The following is an 18,344-nucleotide window of genomic DNA, read 5'->3' as shown; positions in this document are numbered from 1 at the left end:
CCGGTGATGGCGAACAGGCCGGCGTCAGCAAGCGGGGCCGCGGTGAAGTCGAGTTCGAGGGGCCCCGGCAGCGAGGCCAGGTTCTCCAGACGCAGGGCGAGGATCTTCATGGGTACGCCTCCCGTGCGCTCGTCTCGCTGTCATCGGCGTCCAGCACCTCCTGGCGCAGGCGGTCGAAGTCGGCCAGCACGTCGTCGCCCGGTGGCTCCTTCCAGCGCTCTTCCCAGGTGCGCTCGAAGAGCTTGCGCGGGCCCAGGGTCTCGAGATCGACCCGCGCCGGGGGCGCGTCGTCCTCCCCCTTCGGCAGGCGGCGTTCCAGGCGCAGCAGGCGAAGCGCCTTGTCCTTGAGCGCGGCCTCTACCCGGGCGCGCAGGTCGGGAATCGGCGCATCGAGTTCCACGCGCACCTCCAGCCAGGGCTGGCGCTCGCGGTCGAGCGTCGGATCATCCTCCAGGGCCTCCAGCGCGGCCAGCACCGCCTCGAGGGGGGCGGGGCCGATGCGGTGCATGGCCACCGGGCGGGGCACGGGAATCGCCTCTGTCCCGGCCAGCGCCTCGCCGTCGAGGGTCACCGCTACCACCTGGTGGGGGTAGGCCACCTCGCTGAAGTCCAGCGGCAGGGGGCTGCCGCTGTAGCGGATGCGCGGCTCGCCGACCTGCTGGGCGCGGTGCAGGTGGCCCAGCGCCACGTAGGCGATCGTCGGCGGGAAGAGGGCGGCGGAGATCGACTCCTCGCCGCCGATCACGATGGGCCGCTCGCTGGCCTCGGAGACCGCCGCACCGTGGAGGTGGGCGTGGCTCATGGCCACCAGCGCCTGGCCCGGTTCGCGGCGCGCCTCGGCGGCGGCGATCAGCTGGCGATGCACCCGGGTGATACCGGCCACGTAATCATTCGCCGCAGGTTCATTCGCAGTGGGGACGCCGGGAGCGGTGTCGCCGGGCTCGCCTTCGGCGTCATGGTGCGCCAGCGCCGCGCCGGTCACCTCGGCGGGGCGCAGGAAGGGCAGCGCCAGGCACCAGGCGCGGGTCTCGCCCGCCTCGTCGGTGAGCGGCACCAGCAGGCGCTCGGCGTCCAGGCGGCCGTCGTCCAGCCAGCTCACCCGGCCCAGGGCGTGGGTGCGCAGGCGGCGCATCAGCGGGGCCGGCAGCTCGATGCGGTTGCCGCTGTCGTGGTTGCCGGCGATCAGCACGATGTCCAGGCGCGGCAGCCGCTCGTGGGCGGAGACGATGAAGTCGTAGAGCAGCTCCTGGGCGCGCAGCGAGGGGTTGACCACGTCGAAGATGTCGCCGGCCACCAGCAGGGCGTCGGCCCGGCGCGCCACCAGGGTGTCGAGCAGCCAGGTGAGGAAGGCGCGGTGCTCGGCGTGGCGCTCCTGGCCGTGGAAGGTCTGGCCCAGGTGCCAGTCGGCGGTATGGATCAGTTGCATGGCTCTCCCTTCCTGTCGCCGTCCCGAAGGCGCTAGTCTACGCGACTGGAAAGCGGCTGTTCAGGAGCCCCCGTGACACTCACTCCCCTGCATGACTGGATACCGCTGGTGGATGGCTCCGACGACGAGGTAATCGGTGCGGTGTGGCGTGCCTCGGGCGCACCAAACTGCCGGAGCCGACCCGGTTGGCGGATCGGCTGGCTTCCCGGCGGCGGTAATCAAAGGTTCACTGATCTCCCAGCACCAGCAGCGAGGCATTGCCGCCCAGGGCCGCGGTGTTGTTGGTCACCGTCTTCTCGGTGGCGAAGCGCAGCAGGTAATGCGGTCCACCCGCCTTGGGGCCGGTGCCCGAAAGCCCCTGACCACCGAAGGGCTGCACGCCGACCACGGCACCGATGATGTTGCGGTTGATATAGACATTACCCACACGCACCTTGCGCGCGATCTCCTCGGCGAAGGATTCGTTGCGGCTGTGCACGCCGAAGGTCAGGCCATAGCCTCGCTTGTTGATGGCGTCGACGACGCGGTCGATCTCCCTGGCCTTGTAGCGAACGATGTGCAGTACGGGGCCGAACTGCTCGCGCTCGAGCGCCGCGATGCCGTCGATTTCGAAGGCCACGGGTGCCACGAAGGTGCCGTCTGAGGTAACCGTCGGGTCGAGCGGCGTTTCGGCCACCAGGCGACCCTCGGCCCGGAGCTTGTCGATGTGGGCGATAAGCCCGTTGCGGGCGTCTTCGTCGATGACCGGGCCGACGTCCGTGCCCAGGTCGCGGGGGTCGCCGACCTGCAGTTCGGCCATTGCCCCCTTGAGAATGGCGATGACCCGGTCGGCAATGTCGTCCTGCAAGTAGAGCACTCGCAAGGCCGAGCAGCGCTGCCCGGCACTCTGGAAGGCCGAGCGGACGACATCCACGACCACCTGCTCGGGCAGGGCGGTGGAGTCGACGATCATCGCGTTCATGCCACCGGTTTCGGCGATCAGCGTAGGCAGAGGGGCGTTGTCCCGGGCCGCCAGCGCGCGGTTGATGATCTGGGCGGTGTCGGTGCCGCCGGTGAACACGACGCCGGTGACGCGCGGGTCGCTGGTCAGCACGCTACCCACGGTAGGGCCGTCGCCCGGCAGCAGCTGCACCACGTCGCTCGGCATGCCGGCTTCACGGAGCAGTTCGATGACCCGATGGGCGACCAGCGATGTCTGCTCGGCAGGTTTGGCCAGCACGGTGTTGCCGGCCACGACAGCGGCGACCAGCTGGCCACAGAAGATCGCCACGGGGAAGTTCCAGGGGCTGATGGCGGCAAACACGCCCTTGCCGCCCATGATCAGCTCGTTGGATTCGCCGGTTGGACCCGGCAGGCGAGTTGGCTCGGCGAAAAGCGTTTCGGCCTGCATGGCGTAGTAGCGGCAGAAGTCTACCGCCTCGCGCACCTCGTCGACGCCGTCGGTGAGCAGCTTGCCGCCTTCGCGGGAGCACAGCGTCATCAGCTCGGCCATATGGATTTCCATCAGGTCGCCGAGACGTCGCACGATGGCGGCGCGCTTGGCCACCGGTGTGGCTGACCAGCGCGGGAAGGCCGCCCAGGCGGCATCCAGGGCCTTGCCGGCCTGCTCCCTGGTCGTCCACTGGATGGTGCCGACCCGCGAATTGCGGTCATAGGGACAGCTCACCTGATGGGTATGGGCCGGGTCGGGCTCGACCTGGAAGGCCAGCAGGGGACCGGCCTTCCAGGTCTTGTCCATGGTCGTTGCCATGGCATCCATCAGCGGCTGGTAGTGGCTGCGGATGTTGAGGTTAATCCCGCGGGAGTTGCGACGCCCGGGGCCATAGATATCGGGCGGCAGAGGGATTCGCGGGTTTGCATAGCTGTCGTACTCGCGCAGGGTCTCCACCGGGTGCACGCAGAGCGATTCCACCGGGACCGCGGGATCCACCAGCTGGTGCACGAAGGAGGAGTTGGCTCCATTCTCCAGCAGGCGACGCACCAGGTAGGGCAGCAGGTCCTTGTGGGCACCCACCGGCGCATAGATGCGGCAGTAGGTTCCCTCGGGGGCGCGGGCGAGGGCCGCGTCGTAGAGTGCCTCTGCCATGCCGTGCAGGCGCTGGAACTCGAAGGCACGGTTGGCCTGGTTGGCCAGCTCGAGGACAGTGCTGATGGTGTGGGCGTTATGGGTCGCGAACTGCGGGAAGATGCGTCCGCGTGTGTCGTCGGAGAGCAGGAAGCGGGCACAGACCAGATAGGCGACGTCGGTGGAGGCCTTGCGGGTGAAGACCGGGTAGCCATCGATGCCGCGCTGCTGTGCCTCCTTGATTTCGCTGTCCCAGTAGGCCCCCTTGACCAGACGCAGCGGGATCTCGTCGCCCTGGGTCTCGGCCAGGCGATTGAGGTAGTGCAGTGCCGGCAGAGCGCGCTTGGCATAGGTCTGTATCACCAGGCCAAAGTGGCCCCAGCCCTTGCAGGTCTCGCTCTCGTAGACGGCGCGGAACACCTCAAGGAAGAGTTCCAGGCGGTCATCCTCCTCCGCATCGATGGTCACCGCGACACCACGTTCCCGGGCCAGGGCGACGAGTTTGCACACGCTGTCGACCAGTTCATGCAGGATCTGCTCACGACGGCCGAATTCGTAGCGGGGATGCAGGGCCGAGAGCTTCATGGATATCGAGGGTGGGGGTGTGCTCGACGGCAGCGCCTTGCTGGCCTTCCCGACTTGCTCGATGGCGCGGGTGTAGTCGTCGAAATAGCGCTTGGCATCGGCCCGGGTGCGGGCGGCTTCGCCGAGCATGTCGTAGGAGTAGGTGTAGCCCTTGTCGAATAGCGGCCTGGAACGCTTGAGAGCCGCATCGACATCGCTGCCGAGCACGAACTGCTTGCCCATGATCCGCATGGCCTCGACCATCGCCCGGCGAATCACCGGCTCGCCCAGGCGGTTGACCATCCTGTTGATGAAGCTGGCCGGCTTGCCATCCCTGGGCTGGTCGAGGCTGACCACGCGGCCGGTCATCAGCAGGCCCCAGGTCGAGGCGTTGACCATCCAGGACTCGCTCTTGCCGACATGGGCCTGCCAGTCGGCCGGGCCCAGCTTGTCCTCGATCAGGGCATCGGCAGTGGCCTTGTCGGGGATGCGCAGCATGGCCTCGGCCAGGCACATCAGCATCAGCCCCTCGTGGGTATCGAGGCTGTATTGCTGGAGCAGCTTGTCGATGGTGTCGACGGCAGTGTCCATCTCGCGGACTTCGCGCACCAATTCGGCGGTCTTGCTGGCAATGTGCTGGACGTTTACGCTGTTGGTATCGAGGGCCTTGATCAGCTCGCCCACGAAGGCATTTTCATCGACCAGATAGTGGTCACTGATACGGGCGAAGAGGGTGTCGAGTTCTTGGTGCCATGTGTTGGTGTCGAGCATGTCATGAGCGTTGAGCATTGCGTTTCTCCGTGTATCACCCCTTGGCTGAAAGCAGTACCCGAGTGCCACGATGGCAGATGGCAGATGGGCAAAGGCTATACCGTCAGGGTAAAGCGACACACGATGTCTTGCTTGTCGACTTCTTGTCTCGCGTCAAGGAAACCCTAATAGCAGACCGCTTTCCCCAGACCTTCTTCCTGCTGCCGTGAGAGTCCCCATGTCCGCATCCGCCGAGTCCACCCGGGATCAGGCCCTCGCCGCCACCCGCGCCTGGGTCGAGACCTTCGTGGTCGCCCGCAACGTCTGCCCCTTCGCCGGCCGTGAGGTGGCCCGCGACACCATCCGCTATGTGGCGGTGGAGGCCGGTGACTGGGAGCCTGCCCTGCTTTCGCTGGTGGCCGAGTGCGAGCGACTCGACGAGACCCCAGCGATCGAGACCACCCTGCTGGTGCTGACCTCGGGGCTCGAGGCCTTCGACGACTACCTCGACTTCCTCGCCGTGGCCGAGACGCTGCTGGACGACCAGGGGTATGAAGGCACCTACCAGCTGGCGAGCTTCCACCCCGACTACTGCTTCGAGGGGGCAGAACAGGAGGACCCCGCCAACTTCACCAACCGCTCGCCGTATCCCATGCTGCACCTGCTGCGCGAGGCGGGTCTCGAGCAGGCGCTCGAGCACTACCCGGACCCCGAGGCGATCCCCGAGCGCAATGTCGCCACCATGCGCGAACTGGGCGCCCAGGTGCTGGCCAGCGCGCTGGCGGAACTGCATGATGGCAAGCGTTGACGCCGGCATTGGCCGAGCCAGCGGCGTCTCGTTAGGCTCGTTTTTCCCCATGATGACCCAGGAGTGTGCTGCATGAGACAGGTAACCCGCGCAGGCGATCCGGTGGATGTGGCCGGCGATTTCCCCGAGGTGGGCCAGGCGGCCCCCGCCCTGACACTGACCAATACCGACATGGCCGATGTGACGCTGGGCGACTATGCCGGCCAGCGCAAGGTGCTCAACATCATTCCCAGCGTCGATACCCCCACCTGCGCCACCTCGACGAGGAAGTTCAACGAGCTGGCCTCCGGGATGGCCAATACCGTGGTGCTGGTGGTCTCTGCCGACCTGCCGTTCGCCGCCAAGCGCTTCTGCGGCGCCGAGGGGCTCGATAACGTCGAGACCCTCTCGACCTTTCGCCATCCCGAGTTCCATCGGGCCTGGGGCGTTGACCTTTGCAGCGGCGTGATGAACGGCCTCTGCGCCCGGGCGGTGGTGGTGATCGACGAGAACGACCGCGTGATCTACAGCCAACTGGTCGAGGAGATCAAGAACGAACCCGACTACGAGGCGGCCCTCAAGTCGCTGGCATAAGGCATAAGTGCTGCCTGGGTGAGAGGCGCCACTGCGAGAGGCGTCTAAACTGCGGTAGCCATTCACCTCATCATTGCTATCTATCCGGGAGAGTGACCCATGAGCATTACCAAGACGGCTTCCGCCCGTTGGCAGGGCGGCATCAAGAACGGCAAGGGCACGGTGTCCACCGAGAGCGGCGTGCTGAAGGAGACGCCCTATGACTTTCGCCAGCGCTTCGAGGGCGAGCCTGGCTCCAACCCGGAAGAGCTGATCGGCGCGGCCCATGCGGGCTGCTTCTCCATGGCGCTGTCGTTGATCCTGGGCGATGCCGGCATGGAGGCCGAGAGCATCGATACCCAGGCCAGCGTGACCCTGGCCGAGGATCCGGAAGGCGGCTTCCATATTCCGAGCATTCATCTGGTGACCCAGGTGAAGATCCCCGGGGCCGACCGGGCGGCCTTCGAGGAGTGCGCCGAGAAGGCCAAGGCCGGCTGCCCCGTCTCCAAGCTGCTCAATGCCGACATCACCCTGGAGGCTACCCTGGAGAGCTGAGGCTGACCCGCAAGAACCGCGACGGCCACCCTCGGGTGGCCGTTGGCGTGTCAGGGGTCCGGCTCGCCCTCCAGCCGGTCGCGATGGCGCCCTGATGCCTTGACCAGGGCGCGGATGAGGCGCTGCTGGGGGCGATTGAAGATCAACCACTCCGGGTGCCACTGCACGCCGATCAGGAACTCGTGGTCGCGGGACTCGATGCCCTGGACCAGGCCGTCGCGGTCCCGAGCGACGATCTCGATGCCGCGACCGGCCCGCTGGACCGCCTGGTGGTGCAGGCTGTTGATGCGACACCAGCTGACCCGGAGAATCCGGTGCAGCTTGCTGGCGCCGACGATGTCTACCGTCTTGCGTGGCAGCACGGTGCGGCGCCGCTTGAGTCCCTCGTGGGTGGTGTAGATGTCCGGGTCCAGGGTGCCGCCCAGGTAGACGTTGATCAACTGGGCGCCGCGGCAGATGCCGAGCACCGGGGCGCCCGCGGGGATGAAACGCTCCAGCAGCTCGAGCTCGAGTTCGTCGCGCTGGGGGTCGAGGCGTACGTCGAGCTGCACCTCGGCGTTGTAGAGATGCGCCTGGATGTCGTCGCCGCCGCCGATGATCAGGCCGTCGAGGTAGTCGGGCAGGGGGCGCGAGGGCGACAGACGACGCGGACGGCCGCCGTGGCGCCACACCGCGAACCAGTCGAAGAGCCAGGCGATCTGGCTCTTGTCGTCGGAGGTGGTGATGCCGATCAGGGGACGGGTGTCGCTCACGCGGCCCCCGCCCAGCCGCGCATGCGTAGCCACAGCCGGGCCAGCGGCGAGCGGGTGTGCTTGGCCACATAGCCGGCGCTGCGCGTGGTCAGCAGCTCCTTGTCGGCGGCCAGTTTTTCGACCTCGAGCCAACGGTTCCACTCCGTCACCGAGCCCCAGCCGGGTTCGGAGAGGCGGGCGTCCGGCAGCCGATAGTGGAAGGTCGGGCGGGCCTTGACCAGCTTGTTGTGAAACAGCTCGTGGGGGTAGTTCGGCCGCAGGTGGGCAAACAGCGGGGTCATGTCCAGCTCACGGTTGCGGGTCGGGTTGTCCGCCAGGTAGTCGCCGATCAGGGTATCCAGGTCCGGCGCATAGTCCGGCGCCAATACCTTCAGCGCATAGGGCTTGGGGAAGGGGTTGGCGTGGGGCAGCACCTCGCGGGTGATGTCCACGTCGATCTGCTCGCGCAGCCACTCGGCGGTCAGCAGGTAGGCGCGCAGGTGGTCGAGGATGCTCGCTGTCTCGAGGCTGGACACCTCGGGGTTGAGGTGCAGGCCAAAGCCATAGAGCAGGCTGGCGTCGGTGCCCTTGGCGCCGTGCTCGCGCAACCCCACGAACAAGGCGTCGAGCTCCTCGAGCTCGTCCCAGGGCACCGGCGGACAGACGATCTCGGTGGGCACGAGGCCAGTCACCACGTCGCCGATCAGTTCGCGGGTGCGGGTGTGAAAGTCGACCCGCATCTGGTGGCGCTGGCGCTCCCACTCGGTGTCGTCCTTCGGCTGGGCATCGAGCACCTGGCTGTCGGGGTGGGCATACTGCGTATCGAGCTCGATGACGAAGTCGCCCCAGCGGGTCCCCTGGACCTTCAGGCGGTGGGCGCTGATGACCACCAGCTCACCGCCGAACAGGCCGCGGACCAGCTCGGCGGTATCGCGAGGCGGCAACCCGGCAAACTCGATCTCGACCCCGACGCGGCGTATCTCGCCGTCGGGATTCCGGGGTTCGGGTGGCGGTAGCGGCGTCATGGCGGCATCCTGTGCGTGACCGATGGGCTCGCGAGGAGCCTAACATATTGGCGACCCGCGTCGCCGAGGGAAGACGGAGAAACGATGTCCCAACCACTGCGAAGCCTGCTTGTCTCCCTGCTGTGGCTGCTGCCCTTGCTGGTGCTGCCCGCCCAGGCCCAGCAGCTCGGCCTGTCCGGGCTGGTGGGGGCAGGAGAGGAGCCGGCCGCCGAGCATGACCCCCAGGCGTTTCAGGCCTCCCTCGAGCAGGTGATCGCCACCCTGGAGGACGCCGAACGGCGGGGCCAGCTGCTGGAGGGCCTGCGCGAACTGCAGGCGGTGCACGGCGAGGCGGCCGAGGAGGCGGCCCTGGCGCCTCGGCAGGGGCTGCTCGGTGCCCTGGCCGAGACACTCAGTGCTCTTGGCGAGCAGGTCGAGTCGGGCCAGTCACCTGTCGATCGATGGCGCGCCCAGCTGGAGCAGGGCTGGGTGGACCTCAGCGGCCTGGTGACCGGTACCGACAATGCCGACCTGATGCGCTTCCTGGTCGAGGGGGCGGTGCTGATGGGCATCTGGGTCGGCCTGCTGGTGATACTGATCGCCCTGGGGCGTCTGCTGGCGCGTCGCCGAAGGTGGCCGCTGGACCTGCCCCGGGACCCGCGGGCCTGGCTTCTCACCGTGCACTTCCTGCGCCGCATGTTGCCCTGGGCATTGGCCTTCTTCCTGGTGCTGGGCCTGGCGCAGCTGATTCCGGAGAGCTCCGGGCGCACCATGGCCCTGGTAACGGCCTATGTGGCCCTGTGCGGGCGAACCCTCTCGGTGGTGGTGGAGACCTTCGTCTCGGTGTTCACCCGTGGGCACCGCTTCGTGGCGGTACAGATCCTGCAGCAGCGCGCCCTGCGTCCGCTCTTCGTGATAGGCGCGCTGATCGCTCTGGGCGATGCCTTCAATTCCGGGCGCCTGACCGGCCTGATGGGCGGCGAGCTGGCCGGCCTGCTCTCGGTGCTGGCCAACATGCTGGCGGCACTGCTCAGCATACGCTTCATCCTGCGCTTCAAGCGGCCGATCCAGCACATCATCCGCCACCGCCCCTGGCGTGAACGCCGAGAGAGCAGGGGCAGTGCCAGCGTGGTAGGGGTGATGGGCAAGCTGTGGCACGTGCCGGCCCTGCTGCTGGTGGGGGGCTCGCTGGTGGCGATCTTCGTCACCGGTGGCGACGTGGGCACCGCCCTGGCCCGCTCGATCATTTCCGCCTCGCTGCTGGTGCTGGCACTGGTGATTACCGGGCTGTTGCGCCGCCACGGGGAGGGGCGCAGCAAGCGCGAGAAGCGTCGACGCATCAGCCAGTACCGCCAGCGGCTGGAGCGCTTCGGCTATGTGCTGGCCCATGCCACCATCTGGCTGGCCTTCGTCGAGCTCTCCATCCAGGTATGGGGTGGCTCGCTGATGGGCATCGGTCAGCAGGGTGTTGCCAGCGCTCGCATCGGCCAGGCCCTGCTGGCCATGGCCTTCACCGTGCTGCTGGCCTGGCTGGCGTGGATCTTCGCCGATACCGCCATTCAGCGGGCCTTGACCAGTTCGGCGCGCACCCGCGGGCGACGGGTCAATCAGGCGCGGGCCCAGACCATCACGCCGATGATCCGCAACGTGATCTTCACCACCATCGTGATCATTGCCGCCATCTCCGGCCTGGCCAACCTCGGCGTTAACGTCACGCCGCTGCTGGCCGGTGCCGGCGTGATCGGTCTGGCCATCGGCTTCGGCGCCCAGACCCTGGTGCAGGATCTGATCACCGGCATCTTCATCCTCATCGAGGATTCCCTGGCGGTCGACGACTTCGTGCGCATCAATGGCCACATCGGCACCGTCGAGGGGCTCACCCTGCGTACCGTGCGACTCCGCGACCTCGATGCCGTGGTGCACATCATTACCTTCAGTCGTATCGAGTCGATCCATAACATGTCGCGTCAGTTCGGTATCGCCCTGATGAAGATCCGTATTCCCCACGAGATGAAGATCGACGATGCCATCAGCCTGATGCAGGAGACCGCCCAGACGCTGCGCCAGGACCCGATGATGCGTCACTACATCTGGTCGCCGCTGGAAATGCAGGGCATCCAGGCCTTCGAGGAGGGCTGCCCGGTGCTGCGCATGCGCTTTCGCACCGCGCCGGAGATGCAGTGGGACGTGGCTCGCGCCTTCAACCTGCTGCTCAAGCAGCGCATGGAAGAGGAGGGACTCGATCTGGCCATGCCGCGCCTCAACATCAGCATGCAGGGCCGCGCCGGCGGGCGCCTGGATGGCAGCGACGAGGACACCGCCCAGGCCGACTACCGCGATGCGGCGGGGCGCGAGCCCGCCGAGGCCCAGGCGGCCGACCCCGAGGGGGACACCAACGCTCGGGGTGCCTCTCCGGATCCCGGCCAATGATCAGCGTCGACCGCCCGGATGCTCTCTCGCTCCGCATCTCCCGGGTGCTCCAGGAGGAGACGTCTCACCAGATCGACCTCTTCCTGTTCGTGCCCGGCGAACTGGGACTCGGTCCCCAGGTGCTCGCCGAGGAGGCGTTCTACCACGCGGCGATCCACGTCAAGCGAACCTACTACAGTGATCGTTACCGTCTGCCGATGGTGCTCAGCCGGCTGGCGGAGCGTGGCCGGCTGGACCCGGAGCAGTACCGCCTCGGCATGAGTCTCTATGCCTATCAGTACGTGGTGGCCCTGGAGCGATCCAACCAGCCACTGCTGGAGACCGCCCGCCGGGTGCGCCGGGACGAGAAGGCCGCTGCCGGCAAGGAGAAGGCGGCATCCGAGAAGGAGAAGGCGGCGTCCGAGAAGGAGAAGGCGACGTCCGAGAAGGAGAAGGCGACGTCCGAGAAGGAGAGTGCGGCCGCTGGTCGCCCGGCGAAGAGCCGCAGCAGGGAGAAGGAGGAGACGCCCCTGGAGGCCAGGCTCGAGGAGCATGCGCAGCTGGCCTCGGGCATTCTCAAGCGGCTGCGTCGCCAGCAGCCCGCCGAGGAGAGCCTGAGCCGCTACTACGTCACCATCGACAACTACCTCTCCTGGTTCACCGAGCAGCGCCTGCTGGCGCTGGTGGCCAGCCTGCCCAGGGGGACGCGTTTTCGCGAAATTCGCGAGCGGCTGCTGGCGATCTGCCGGGAGGAGGGCGCCTATCGCGAGGCCCGGGAGTACAACTCCGAGCGGGTAACCCGGGACCCGACGCGTATGTCCAACAAGATGCGCCTGCTGCGCCGGCTGATCGAGTATCCGGTGACCCTCAAGCAGAAGACCCAGGAGCTTGGCGGCGGCGAGCAGAAGGCGGTCAAGGCGCTGGCCACGGCGGTGGTGATGGTGTTCGTCTCGCTGGGGCTGCTGCGGGTGCGTGACACCCTCTCCGATATCACCGCCCTGTTCGTGCTGGCCATGGCGGTGATCTACGCCCTGCGCGAGGTATTCAAGGATGACCTGCGCAATACCCTGTGGCGCCTCCTGCGTCGCGGGCGTCCCAAGTGGCGTCGGCAATACCTGGACCCCACCCGTAACGTGCCGGTGGGCCACCAGCTGGAGTGGTTCGACTATGCGCGCTTCCACAAGCTGGACGAGGAAATCCAGCGCGTGCGCAAGCGCAGCGTGGCCCAGCGCGAGGAGGTGGTGCTGCACTACCGCTCACGCTCGCGTATGTCGCCGACCCGCTTCCTCAGCGGCTACGAGCATACCCGCGAGACCCTGACCCTCGACCTCTCTCTGCTGTCGCGGCTGATGGACAAGGGCAGCCACCGGGTCTATCGGCTGGAGAAGGGGCAGGTGGTGCGGGAAGAGGTAGAGAAACGCCACCTGATCAATCTGGTGATCCGCGAGGTGCAGGGTGACCGGCCGCCGACCCTGGAGCGATGGAAGGTGGTGATGAGTCGATCGCGGATCGTCGACCTGGAGCGGGTCCATGCCGAAGGAGCGGGTCAGGCCGAGTGAGCCGGGGCCAGGGTTGAAAGGACATCCAGCAAACCCGACCCCGATCAATGCGCGGGCGCCGGCGGGTTGCTATCTTCAGTGAGTATTCCCATAAATCCGTGGAGAACGCCCGATGCAAGCTGCAGATGTCATGACCCAGAATGTCATCACCGTGTCACCGGACAGCGAGGTGAGCGAGATCGCCACCCTGCTGCTGGAGCACGGCATCAGCGCGGTACCCGTCGTGGATGGCGGTGGCAAGGTGCTCGGCATCGTCAGCGAGGGTGACCTGATGGGACGAGTGGAAAACGATGCCAGTCGTCGCAAGTCATGGTGGCTGAGGCTGTTCGCGGGTCAGGACGCGGCCGACTATGTGAAGTCCCACGGTCGTCGCGCCAGCGAGGTAATGACCAAGGACCCTATCACCATCGATGAGGAGATGCCGCTGCACAAGATTTCCCGTCTCCTCGAGAAGTACCATATCAAGAGGGTGCCGGTGGTCAGGGACGACAAGCTGGTGGGCATCGTCAGTCGCTCCAACCTGCTGCGCGGCTTCTCGGTGGTGGCCAGCGAGGCCAGCGTGACCGCAGACGACCGCGAGATCCGCGAGGCCATTCACAAGGAGGTCGACGAAAATACCGGCGTGATGGTCGACAGGATCAACATCATCGTCTCGGAGGGCAAGGTACAGCTTTGGGGGCTGGTGGAAAACCAGCAGGAGAAGATGGCCGTGCAGGTGGCCGCCGAGAACACGCCCGGCGTCACGGCGGTCGACAACAATCTGGGCTTCATACCTCGCGGTGTAGGCAGCCTGTGATGGCTGGCATCTCGGTGCTCTTGCACCAGGTCGCCGGGGGATAAACGGCCAGGAGATCAAAGCGAGGGGGCGGCCTGATGGCCGCCCCCTCTCGCGTTGTTGCAGGCTCTATCCCTTGGTCAGGCCTCGGCGGGTGGTACCGGCTCCGCCCGGGCGATCGCCTCGAGGGCTGCCCGCAGGTTGAGCAGGCTGCGCTCACGGTCATGGAGCTTCTCCAGGCCAAACAGGCCGATGCGGAAGGTCTGGAAACCCTCGCCCTCGTCGCACATCAGTGGCACGCCGCCCGCCACCTGCAGGCCCGCCTCGGCGAACTTGCCCACCAGGCCGGCGTCATCGGTGTAGCTGACGACCACCCCGGGGGCCTCGAAGCCGGGAGCCGCCACGCTCCGGTAGCCGAACTCGGCCAGCAGTTCGCGCACGCCGTCGCCCAGCGCCTGCTGCTCGTCGCGGACCTTCTCCAGGCCGTAGGCCTCGATCTCTTCCATCACGTCACGAAGCGTCACCAGCCCGTCGGTGGGCAGGGTGGCGTGGTAGGCGTGGCCGCCCCCCTCGTAGGTCTCCATGATCGAGAGCCACTTCTTGAGGTCGCAGGCGAAGCTCGAACTGGTGGTCTCGTCGATGGCGTCGCGGGCATGGCGCGAGAGCATCACCATGGCGCAACAGGGGGAGGCGCTCCAGCCCTTCTGGGGGGCGCTGACCAGCACGTCGACGCCAAGGTCCTGCATGTTGACCCAGATGGCGCCGGAGGCGATGCAGTCGAGCACCAGCAGGCCGCCCTCCTGGTGGATGGCATCGGCCACCTGGCTGATGTAGTCGTCGGGCAGCATGATCCCGGCGGCGGTCTCCACGTGGGGCATGAAGACGATGTCCGGCTGCTGCTCGCGGATCGCCTCGATCACCTCCTCGATGGGTGCCGGGGCGAAGGGCGAGGTCGGCTTGTCATCGTCGAGGCGGCGAGCCTTGAGCACGTTGATGTCGGTGGAGAGGTGTCCCATCTCGAGGATCTGGCTCCAGCGGTAGCTGAACCAGCCGTTGCGGAGCACCAGGCAGCGGCGATCCTGGGCGAACTGGCGAGCCACCGCCTCCATGCCGAAGGTGCCGCTGCCGGGGACGATCACCGCGCTTTGGGCGTGGTAGACCCGCTTGAGCTGGCCGGAGATATCTCGCATCACCTCCTGGAAGCGAGCGGACATGTGGTTCAGGGCGCGGTCGGTGTAGACCACCGAGTATTCCAGCAGCCCATCGGGGTCGACGTCGGGAAGCAAGCCGGGCATGTGAGTCTCCGTGATGAAGCGGGTGTCCTTCAGGAAATCGAAGGCGGGTCCATGGCCAGAGGATATGCCCATTCGACAGCCGGGGCCAGTGGCCCGGATCAGGGGCTTGAGGCGGGTCAAGTGAGACGCGAGCGCCCCGTCGGTTACCCTGACGGGGCGCTGCTGTTTTCAGAGGGGCGCTGGCTCAGTCGCGCTGGGCGGCCTGGATGGCGGTCAGGGCGATGGTGTAGACGATGTCGTCCACCAGGGCGCCGCGGGAGAGGTCGTTCACCGGCTTGTTGAGGCCCTGCAGCATGGGGCCGACGCTCACCACCCGGGCGCTGCGTTGCACCGCCTTGTAGGTGGTGTTGCCGGTGTTGAGGTCGGGGAAGACGAACACCGTGGCGCGCCCGGCCACCGGGGAATCCGGCGCCTTCTGGCGGCCGACGCTCTCGATGGCCGCGGCATCGTACTGCAGCGGGCCGTCGATCAGCAGGTCCGGCGCCTGCTTCCGGGCCAGTTGGGTGGCCTGGCGCACCTTCTCCACGTCGGCGCCGGAGCCGGACTCGCCGGTGGAGTAGCTGATCATCGCCACCCGCGGCTCGATGCCGAAGGCCTGGGCGGAGCGGGCGCTCTGCAGGGCGATCTCGGCCAGGGCCTCGGCGTCCGGGTCGGGATTCACCGCGCAGTCGCCGTAGACGACCACCTGTTCGGGCAGCAGCATGAAGAAGATGGACGACACCTGATCATAGCCCGGCGCGGTCTTGATCAGCTGGAAGGCCGGGCGCACGGTGTTGGCGGTGGTGTGGATGGCGCCGGAGACCAGGCCGTCCACCTCGTCGAGCTGCAGCATCATGGTGCCCAGCACCACGTTGTCGTGGAGTTGGGCCTCGGCGGTAAGCGCGTTCAGCTTGCCGCTGCGTCGCTCCACCATGGCGTCCACGTAGCGTTCGCGGATGCTGTCCGGGTCGATGATCTCGAGCCCCACGGGCAGTTCGATGCCGCGCTGGCGTGCCACCTCCTCGATCTCCTCTCGCCTGCCGAGCAGCACGCAGCGGGCCAGCCCACGGCGCTGGCAGATGGCGGCGGCCTCCACGGTCCGCGGCTCGCTGCCCTCGGGCAGGATGATGCGCTTGTCGGCCTGCTTGGCCAGCTTGACCAACTGATGACGGAAGGCGGAGGGGGAGAGGCGACGGGTATAGCCACGGCTCAGGTGTTCCTTGAGCCACTCCAGATCGATATGGGCGGCCACGAAGTTGGCGACTCGCTCGGCGCGTTCGAAGTCATCGATGGGGATGTCGTTGCCCATCTGGCTGAGGTTCTTGGCGGTGGTGAAGCTGTCGGTGTCGACGCTGATCACCGGCAGGCCGGTCTTCAGTGCCGGACGACACATCTCGATCATGTTGTCGCCGGGAAGGAAGCCGTTGGTGAGCAGTATGCCGGCCAGGGGCACGCCGTTCATGGTGGCCAGCGCCGAGGCCAGCACCACGTCGTCGCGGTCGCCGGAGGCCACCACCAGGGTGCCGGGCTTGAAGATGTGCAGGGCATTGGCGGCGTTGCGGGCGCACAGGCTGGTGGCGAGCACCCGGCGCTCGGGCTCGCCCTCGTTGAGGAAGATGGCTTTCAGGGAGCGGGCCACGTCCAGCACCCGCGGGGCGGAGAGGGCAGGGGCGAAGGGCACCATGCCGATCAGATGGAAGCGCTCGGTGGCAAGCGCCGGGGAGTGGCGACGCAGCTCGGCGAGCAGCGCCTCCTCCAGCGCCGGAGCGGCGGTGCCGGGAGCCAGGCCGCTGGCGTCCTCGCCGCCGGGCATGTTGTGCATGCGCATCAGGATACAGCCCAGGGTGCGGGCCGAACTGACCCCGCCGAAGGCGCGGGCATGCATGTCGAGCTGTTCGGCCAGCGCCTGGGGATCGGCCAGGTCGCCGCTGCCCACCAGGATGATTCGTGCATTGAGCGCATCGGCCAACTGGGCGTTCACCTGGGCGGCGTAGCTGGCGTGGCGCGTCGGCACCAGGCCCTCCATCACCAGCAGATCGGGCGCGCTCTCGGTGAATGCCTCCAGGGCGATTTCCTGGAGGCCCACCACCTGCTCCATCAGCACGTCGAGCCGATCCTGGCGCAGCAGGCGCTCCATTTCGGCCTGGGCGATCGGCGCGGGGGGGCGCAGCCCCAGCGTGCTTCCGACCAGGGCGCAGGAGCGATCCGGTCCCGGGCCATTGAGCTCGTCCTGGCGCAGTGGCTTGAGGAAACCGGCCTTGAGGCCGATGGTGTCCAGTGCCTGGATCAGGCCGAGGCAGGCCGAGGTGAGACCGGCACCCTCGCCGGTGGGCACCAGCAGGATGGCCTGGGGGGTGGGGCGGGCAGGGCGAGGTGTCATCGGGGGGTGTCTCCCAGCAGCTGGCGGGTCTCGTCGGCGATGCGGCCCTCTTCGTCGGTGGGGATCACCCACAGGGCGGGCCGGTTCGGGGTTCGGGGGTCGATGCGGCCTTCTCGGCCACGGACCGTGGCGAGGTTGGCCTCGGGATCCAGCCCGAGGCCGAAGTGGGGCAGCAGGTCGATCACCTGCTTTCGCACTCGCGGCGAGTTTTCGCCGATGCCGCCGGTGAAGATGATGCCGTCCAGTCGGGGCAGGGCGCAGGAGAGGGCGGCCAGCGACTTGGCGATGCGGTAGCAGAACACCTCCATGGCCAGTGCCGCACCGGCGTGGCCCTCGTCGGTGGCGGCCTCCAGTTCGCGCATGTCGTTGGAGAGCCCCGAGAGGCCCAGCAGGCCGCTCTCGCGATTGAGCACGCGGTCGATCTCCTCGATCGACCAGCCCAGCTGGCGCGCCAGGTGGGCGTGCAGGCCGGGGTCGACGTCGCCGCTGCGGGTGCCCATGGCGAGCCCCTCCAGCGGGGTCAGGCCCATGCTGGTGTCGAGGCTCCGGCCCTCCCACACCGCGGCGGTGGAGCAGCCGTTGCCCAGGTGGGCGGTCAGCCAGCCGCCGGACAGGCCGCTCAGCGCATCGGCGCGCCCGCTCACATAGGCGTGGCTGGTGCCGTGGAAGCCGTAGCGGCGGATGGCGTGGTCTCGGTAGAGCGCCTCGGGCAGCGCGTAGCGGTAGGCCCGCGGCGGCAGGCTCTGGTGGAAGGCGGTATCGAAGACCGCCACCTGGGGCAGCGCCGGGAACAGCGTCCGGGTGGCGGCGACCCCCTGCAGGTTGGCCGGGTTGTGCAGCGGAGCCAGGGCGGCGGTCTGCTCGATGGCGGCCACCACCTCGTCGTCGATTCGCGTGGCCCGGGTGAAGCGTTCGCCACCATGCACGATACGGTGCCCCACGGCGCCGGGCCGCCGGCCCTCGAGCCCCTCGAGGATCGCCTCGAGGGCCTGCACATGGCCGGCGCCACCCAGGGCGCGGGTGAAGGCCTCACCGTGGCTGTCGACGCCCTTGAGCCGAGCGTCTCCGCTGCCCAGCCGTTCGGCCAGCCCTGTCAGTCGCGGCTGGTCGGCCGCTGCGGGCACCAGCGCATACTTGATGGAGGAGGAACCGCAGTTGATCACCAGAACCGGATCGTTCATCGACGCCCCTCGAGGGATGGAATGTGGACTTTAGTCTAACATGGGGTCGCCGTCGGTCGTCTCCCCGCCCGATCGACGGCCATTATGTTGCACTGCATCTAACCCTACACTCTGCACGGAAGACATGACATGTCGACCCCTTCCGCCGAATTCACGGCGCCTGCTCCCTTCCCACGGCCGCTGGCCCTGGCGCTGATGTGTGGCCTCGCCACCCTGTTCGCCGCCAACCACGTGTCCGCCCGAGTCGCCTTCGATGCGGGCGCCGGCCTGCTGCTGGCGATCGTGCTGCGCTCCGGGGTGGCCGCCCTGGC

The 18,344-nt window shown here is 67.6% G+C and carries 13 protein-coding genes and 2 pseudogenes; 8 read left to right on the top strand and 7 right to left on the bottom strand.

The window, feature by feature from the left end; translation table 11 throughout:
- Positions 1 to 106 precede the first annotated feature (106 nt).
- Complete coding sequence (locus IBX53_RS09530; protein WP_290908477.1) at positions 107 to 1,426, bottom strand: exonuclease SbcCD subunit D C-terminal domain-containing protein; 1,320 nt, start codon at positions 1,424 to 1,426, stop codon at positions 107 to 109.
- A 143-nt stretch (positions 1,427 to 1,569) separates the two neighbouring features.
- Between IBX53_RS09530 and IBX53_RS09525 the strand changes: the two are divergent.
- Positions 1,570 to 1,644, top strand: a pseudogene (locus IBX53_RS09525) (endonuclease V); the annotation flags it as partial.
- A gap of 8 nt (positions 1,645 to 1,652) precedes the next feature.
- Here IBX53_RS09525 and putA read toward each other — a convergent pair.
- Complete coding sequence (gene putA, locus IBX53_RS09520) at positions 1,653 to 4,844, bottom strand: bifunctional proline dehydrogenase/L-glutamate gamma-semialdehyde dehydrogenase PutA (protein ID WP_290908472.1); 3,192 nt, start codon at positions 4,842 to 4,844, stop codon at positions 1,653 to 1,655.
- Positions 4,845 to 5,043: 199 nt separating this feature from the next.
- Between putA and IBX53_RS09515 the strand changes: the two genes are divergently transcribed.
- The 3 genes from IBX53_RS09515 to IBX53_RS09505 all read left to right on the top strand — a co-directional run bounded on the left by IBX53_RS09515 (position 5,044) and on the right by IBX53_RS09505 (position 6,720).
- Positions 5,044 to 5,613 carry a DUF1415 domain-containing protein gene (locus IBX53_RS09515; RefSeq protein WP_290908470.1) on the top strand — a complete coding sequence of 190 codons (570 nt, stop codon included), beginning with the start codon at positions 5,044 to 5,046 and terminating at the stop codon, positions 5,611 to 5,613.
- A 72-nt stretch (positions 5,614 to 5,685) separates the two neighbouring features.
- On the top strand, positions 5,686 to 6,186 hold the full coding sequence (gene tpx, locus IBX53_RS09510) for a thiol peroxidase (protein ID WP_290908467.1): 501 nt from the start codon (positions 5,686 to 5,688) through the stop codon (positions 6,184 to 6,186).
- A 99-nt stretch (positions 6,187 to 6,285) separates the two neighbouring features.
- Positions 6,286 to 6,720, top strand: coding sequence for an OsmC family protein (locus IBX53_RS09505; RefSeq protein WP_290908464.1), 435 nt, complete (start codon positions 6,286 to 6,288; stop codon positions 6,718 to 6,720).
- 50 nt (positions 6,721 to 6,770) lie between these two features.
- Here the strand turns inward: IBX53_RS09505 and IBX53_RS09500 are convergent, their stop codons facing one another.
- Positions 6,771 to 7,472: a gamma-glutamyl-gamma-aminobutyrate hydrolase family protein gene (locus IBX53_RS09500; protein WP_290908461.1), complete on the bottom strand. Its 702-nt coding sequence runs from the start codon at positions 7,470 to 7,472 to the stop codon at positions 6,771 to 6,773.
- A complete protein-coding gene (locus IBX53_RS09495; protein ID WP_290908459.1) occupies positions 7,469 to 8,476 on the bottom strand; it encodes an amidoligase family protein in 1,008 nt (335 codons plus the stop codon). The genes IBX53_RS09500 and IBX53_RS09495 overlap by 4 nt, the downstream gene beginning before the upstream one ends.
- Positions 8,477 to 8,560: 84 nt before the next feature.
- Between IBX53_RS09495 and IBX53_RS09490 the strand changes: the two genes are divergently transcribed.
- The 3 genes from IBX53_RS09490 to IBX53_RS09480 all read left to right on the top strand — a co-directional run bounded on the left by IBX53_RS09490 (position 8,561) and on the right by IBX53_RS09480 (position 13,219).
- Positions 8,561 to 10,885 (top strand): mechanosensitive ion channel family protein, encoded by a 2,325-nt coding sequence (locus IBX53_RS09490; protein WP_290908456.1) that lies wholly within the window; start codon positions 8,561 to 8,563, stop codon positions 10,883 to 10,885.
- On the top strand, positions 10,882 to 12,423 hold the full coding sequence (locus tag IBX53_RS09485; RefSeq protein ID WP_290908453.1) for a hypothetical protein: 1,542 nt from the start codon (positions 10,882 to 10,884) through the stop codon (positions 12,421 to 12,423). Before IBX53_RS09490 ends, IBX53_RS09485 begins: the two co-directional genes overlap by 4 nt.
- A gap of 112 nt (positions 12,424 to 12,535) precedes the next feature.
- Positions 12,536 to 13,219: a CBS domain-containing protein gene (locus IBX53_RS09480; protein WP_290908450.1), complete on the top strand. Its 684-nt coding sequence runs from the start codon at positions 12,536 to 12,538 to the stop codon at positions 13,217 to 13,219.
- Between the two features lie 119 nt (positions 13,220 to 13,338).
- On the opposite strand, the gene IBX53_RS09475 is transcribed toward IBX53_RS09480, so the two are convergent.
- From IBX53_RS09475 to IBX53_RS09465, 3 genes are all read right to left on the bottom strand, one after another.
- Positions 13,339 to 14,493 (bottom strand): aminotransferase class V-fold PLP-dependent enzyme, encoded by a 1,155-nt coding sequence (locus IBX53_RS09475; protein ID WP_290908445.1) that lies wholly within the window; start codon positions 14,491 to 14,493, stop codon positions 13,339 to 13,341.
- 184 nt (positions 14,494 to 14,677) lie between these two features.
- A complete protein-coding gene (gene pta / locus IBX53_RS09470) occupies positions 14,678 to 16,852 on the bottom strand; it encodes a phosphate acetyltransferase (protein WP_290908442.1) in 2,175 nt (724 codons plus the stop codon).
- The gene (locus tag IBX53_RS09465) at positions 16,849 to 18,033 is read right to left on the bottom strand and encodes an acetate/propionate family kinase (RefSeq protein WP_290908439.1); all 1,185 of its coding nucleotides are present in this window, start codon (positions 18,031 to 18,033) and stop codon (positions 16,849 to 16,851) included. Before IBX53_RS09465 ends, pta begins: the two co-directional genes overlap by 4 nt.
- A 129-nt stretch (positions 18,034 to 18,162) precedes the next feature.
- Here IBX53_RS09465 and IBX53_RS09460 point away from each other — a divergent pair.
- Positions 18,163 to 18,344, top strand: a pseudogene (locus tag IBX53_RS09460) (EamA/RhaT family transporter); the annotation flags it as partial.

The organism is Halomonas sp. (assembly GCF_014859505.1).
GTDB lineage: Bacteria > Pseudomonadota > Gammaproteobacteria > Pseudomonadales > Halomonadaceae > Halomonas.
The sequence above is the reverse complement of the archived record's forward strand: the minus strand, read 5'-3'. Positions and strand labels throughout refer to the sequence as shown.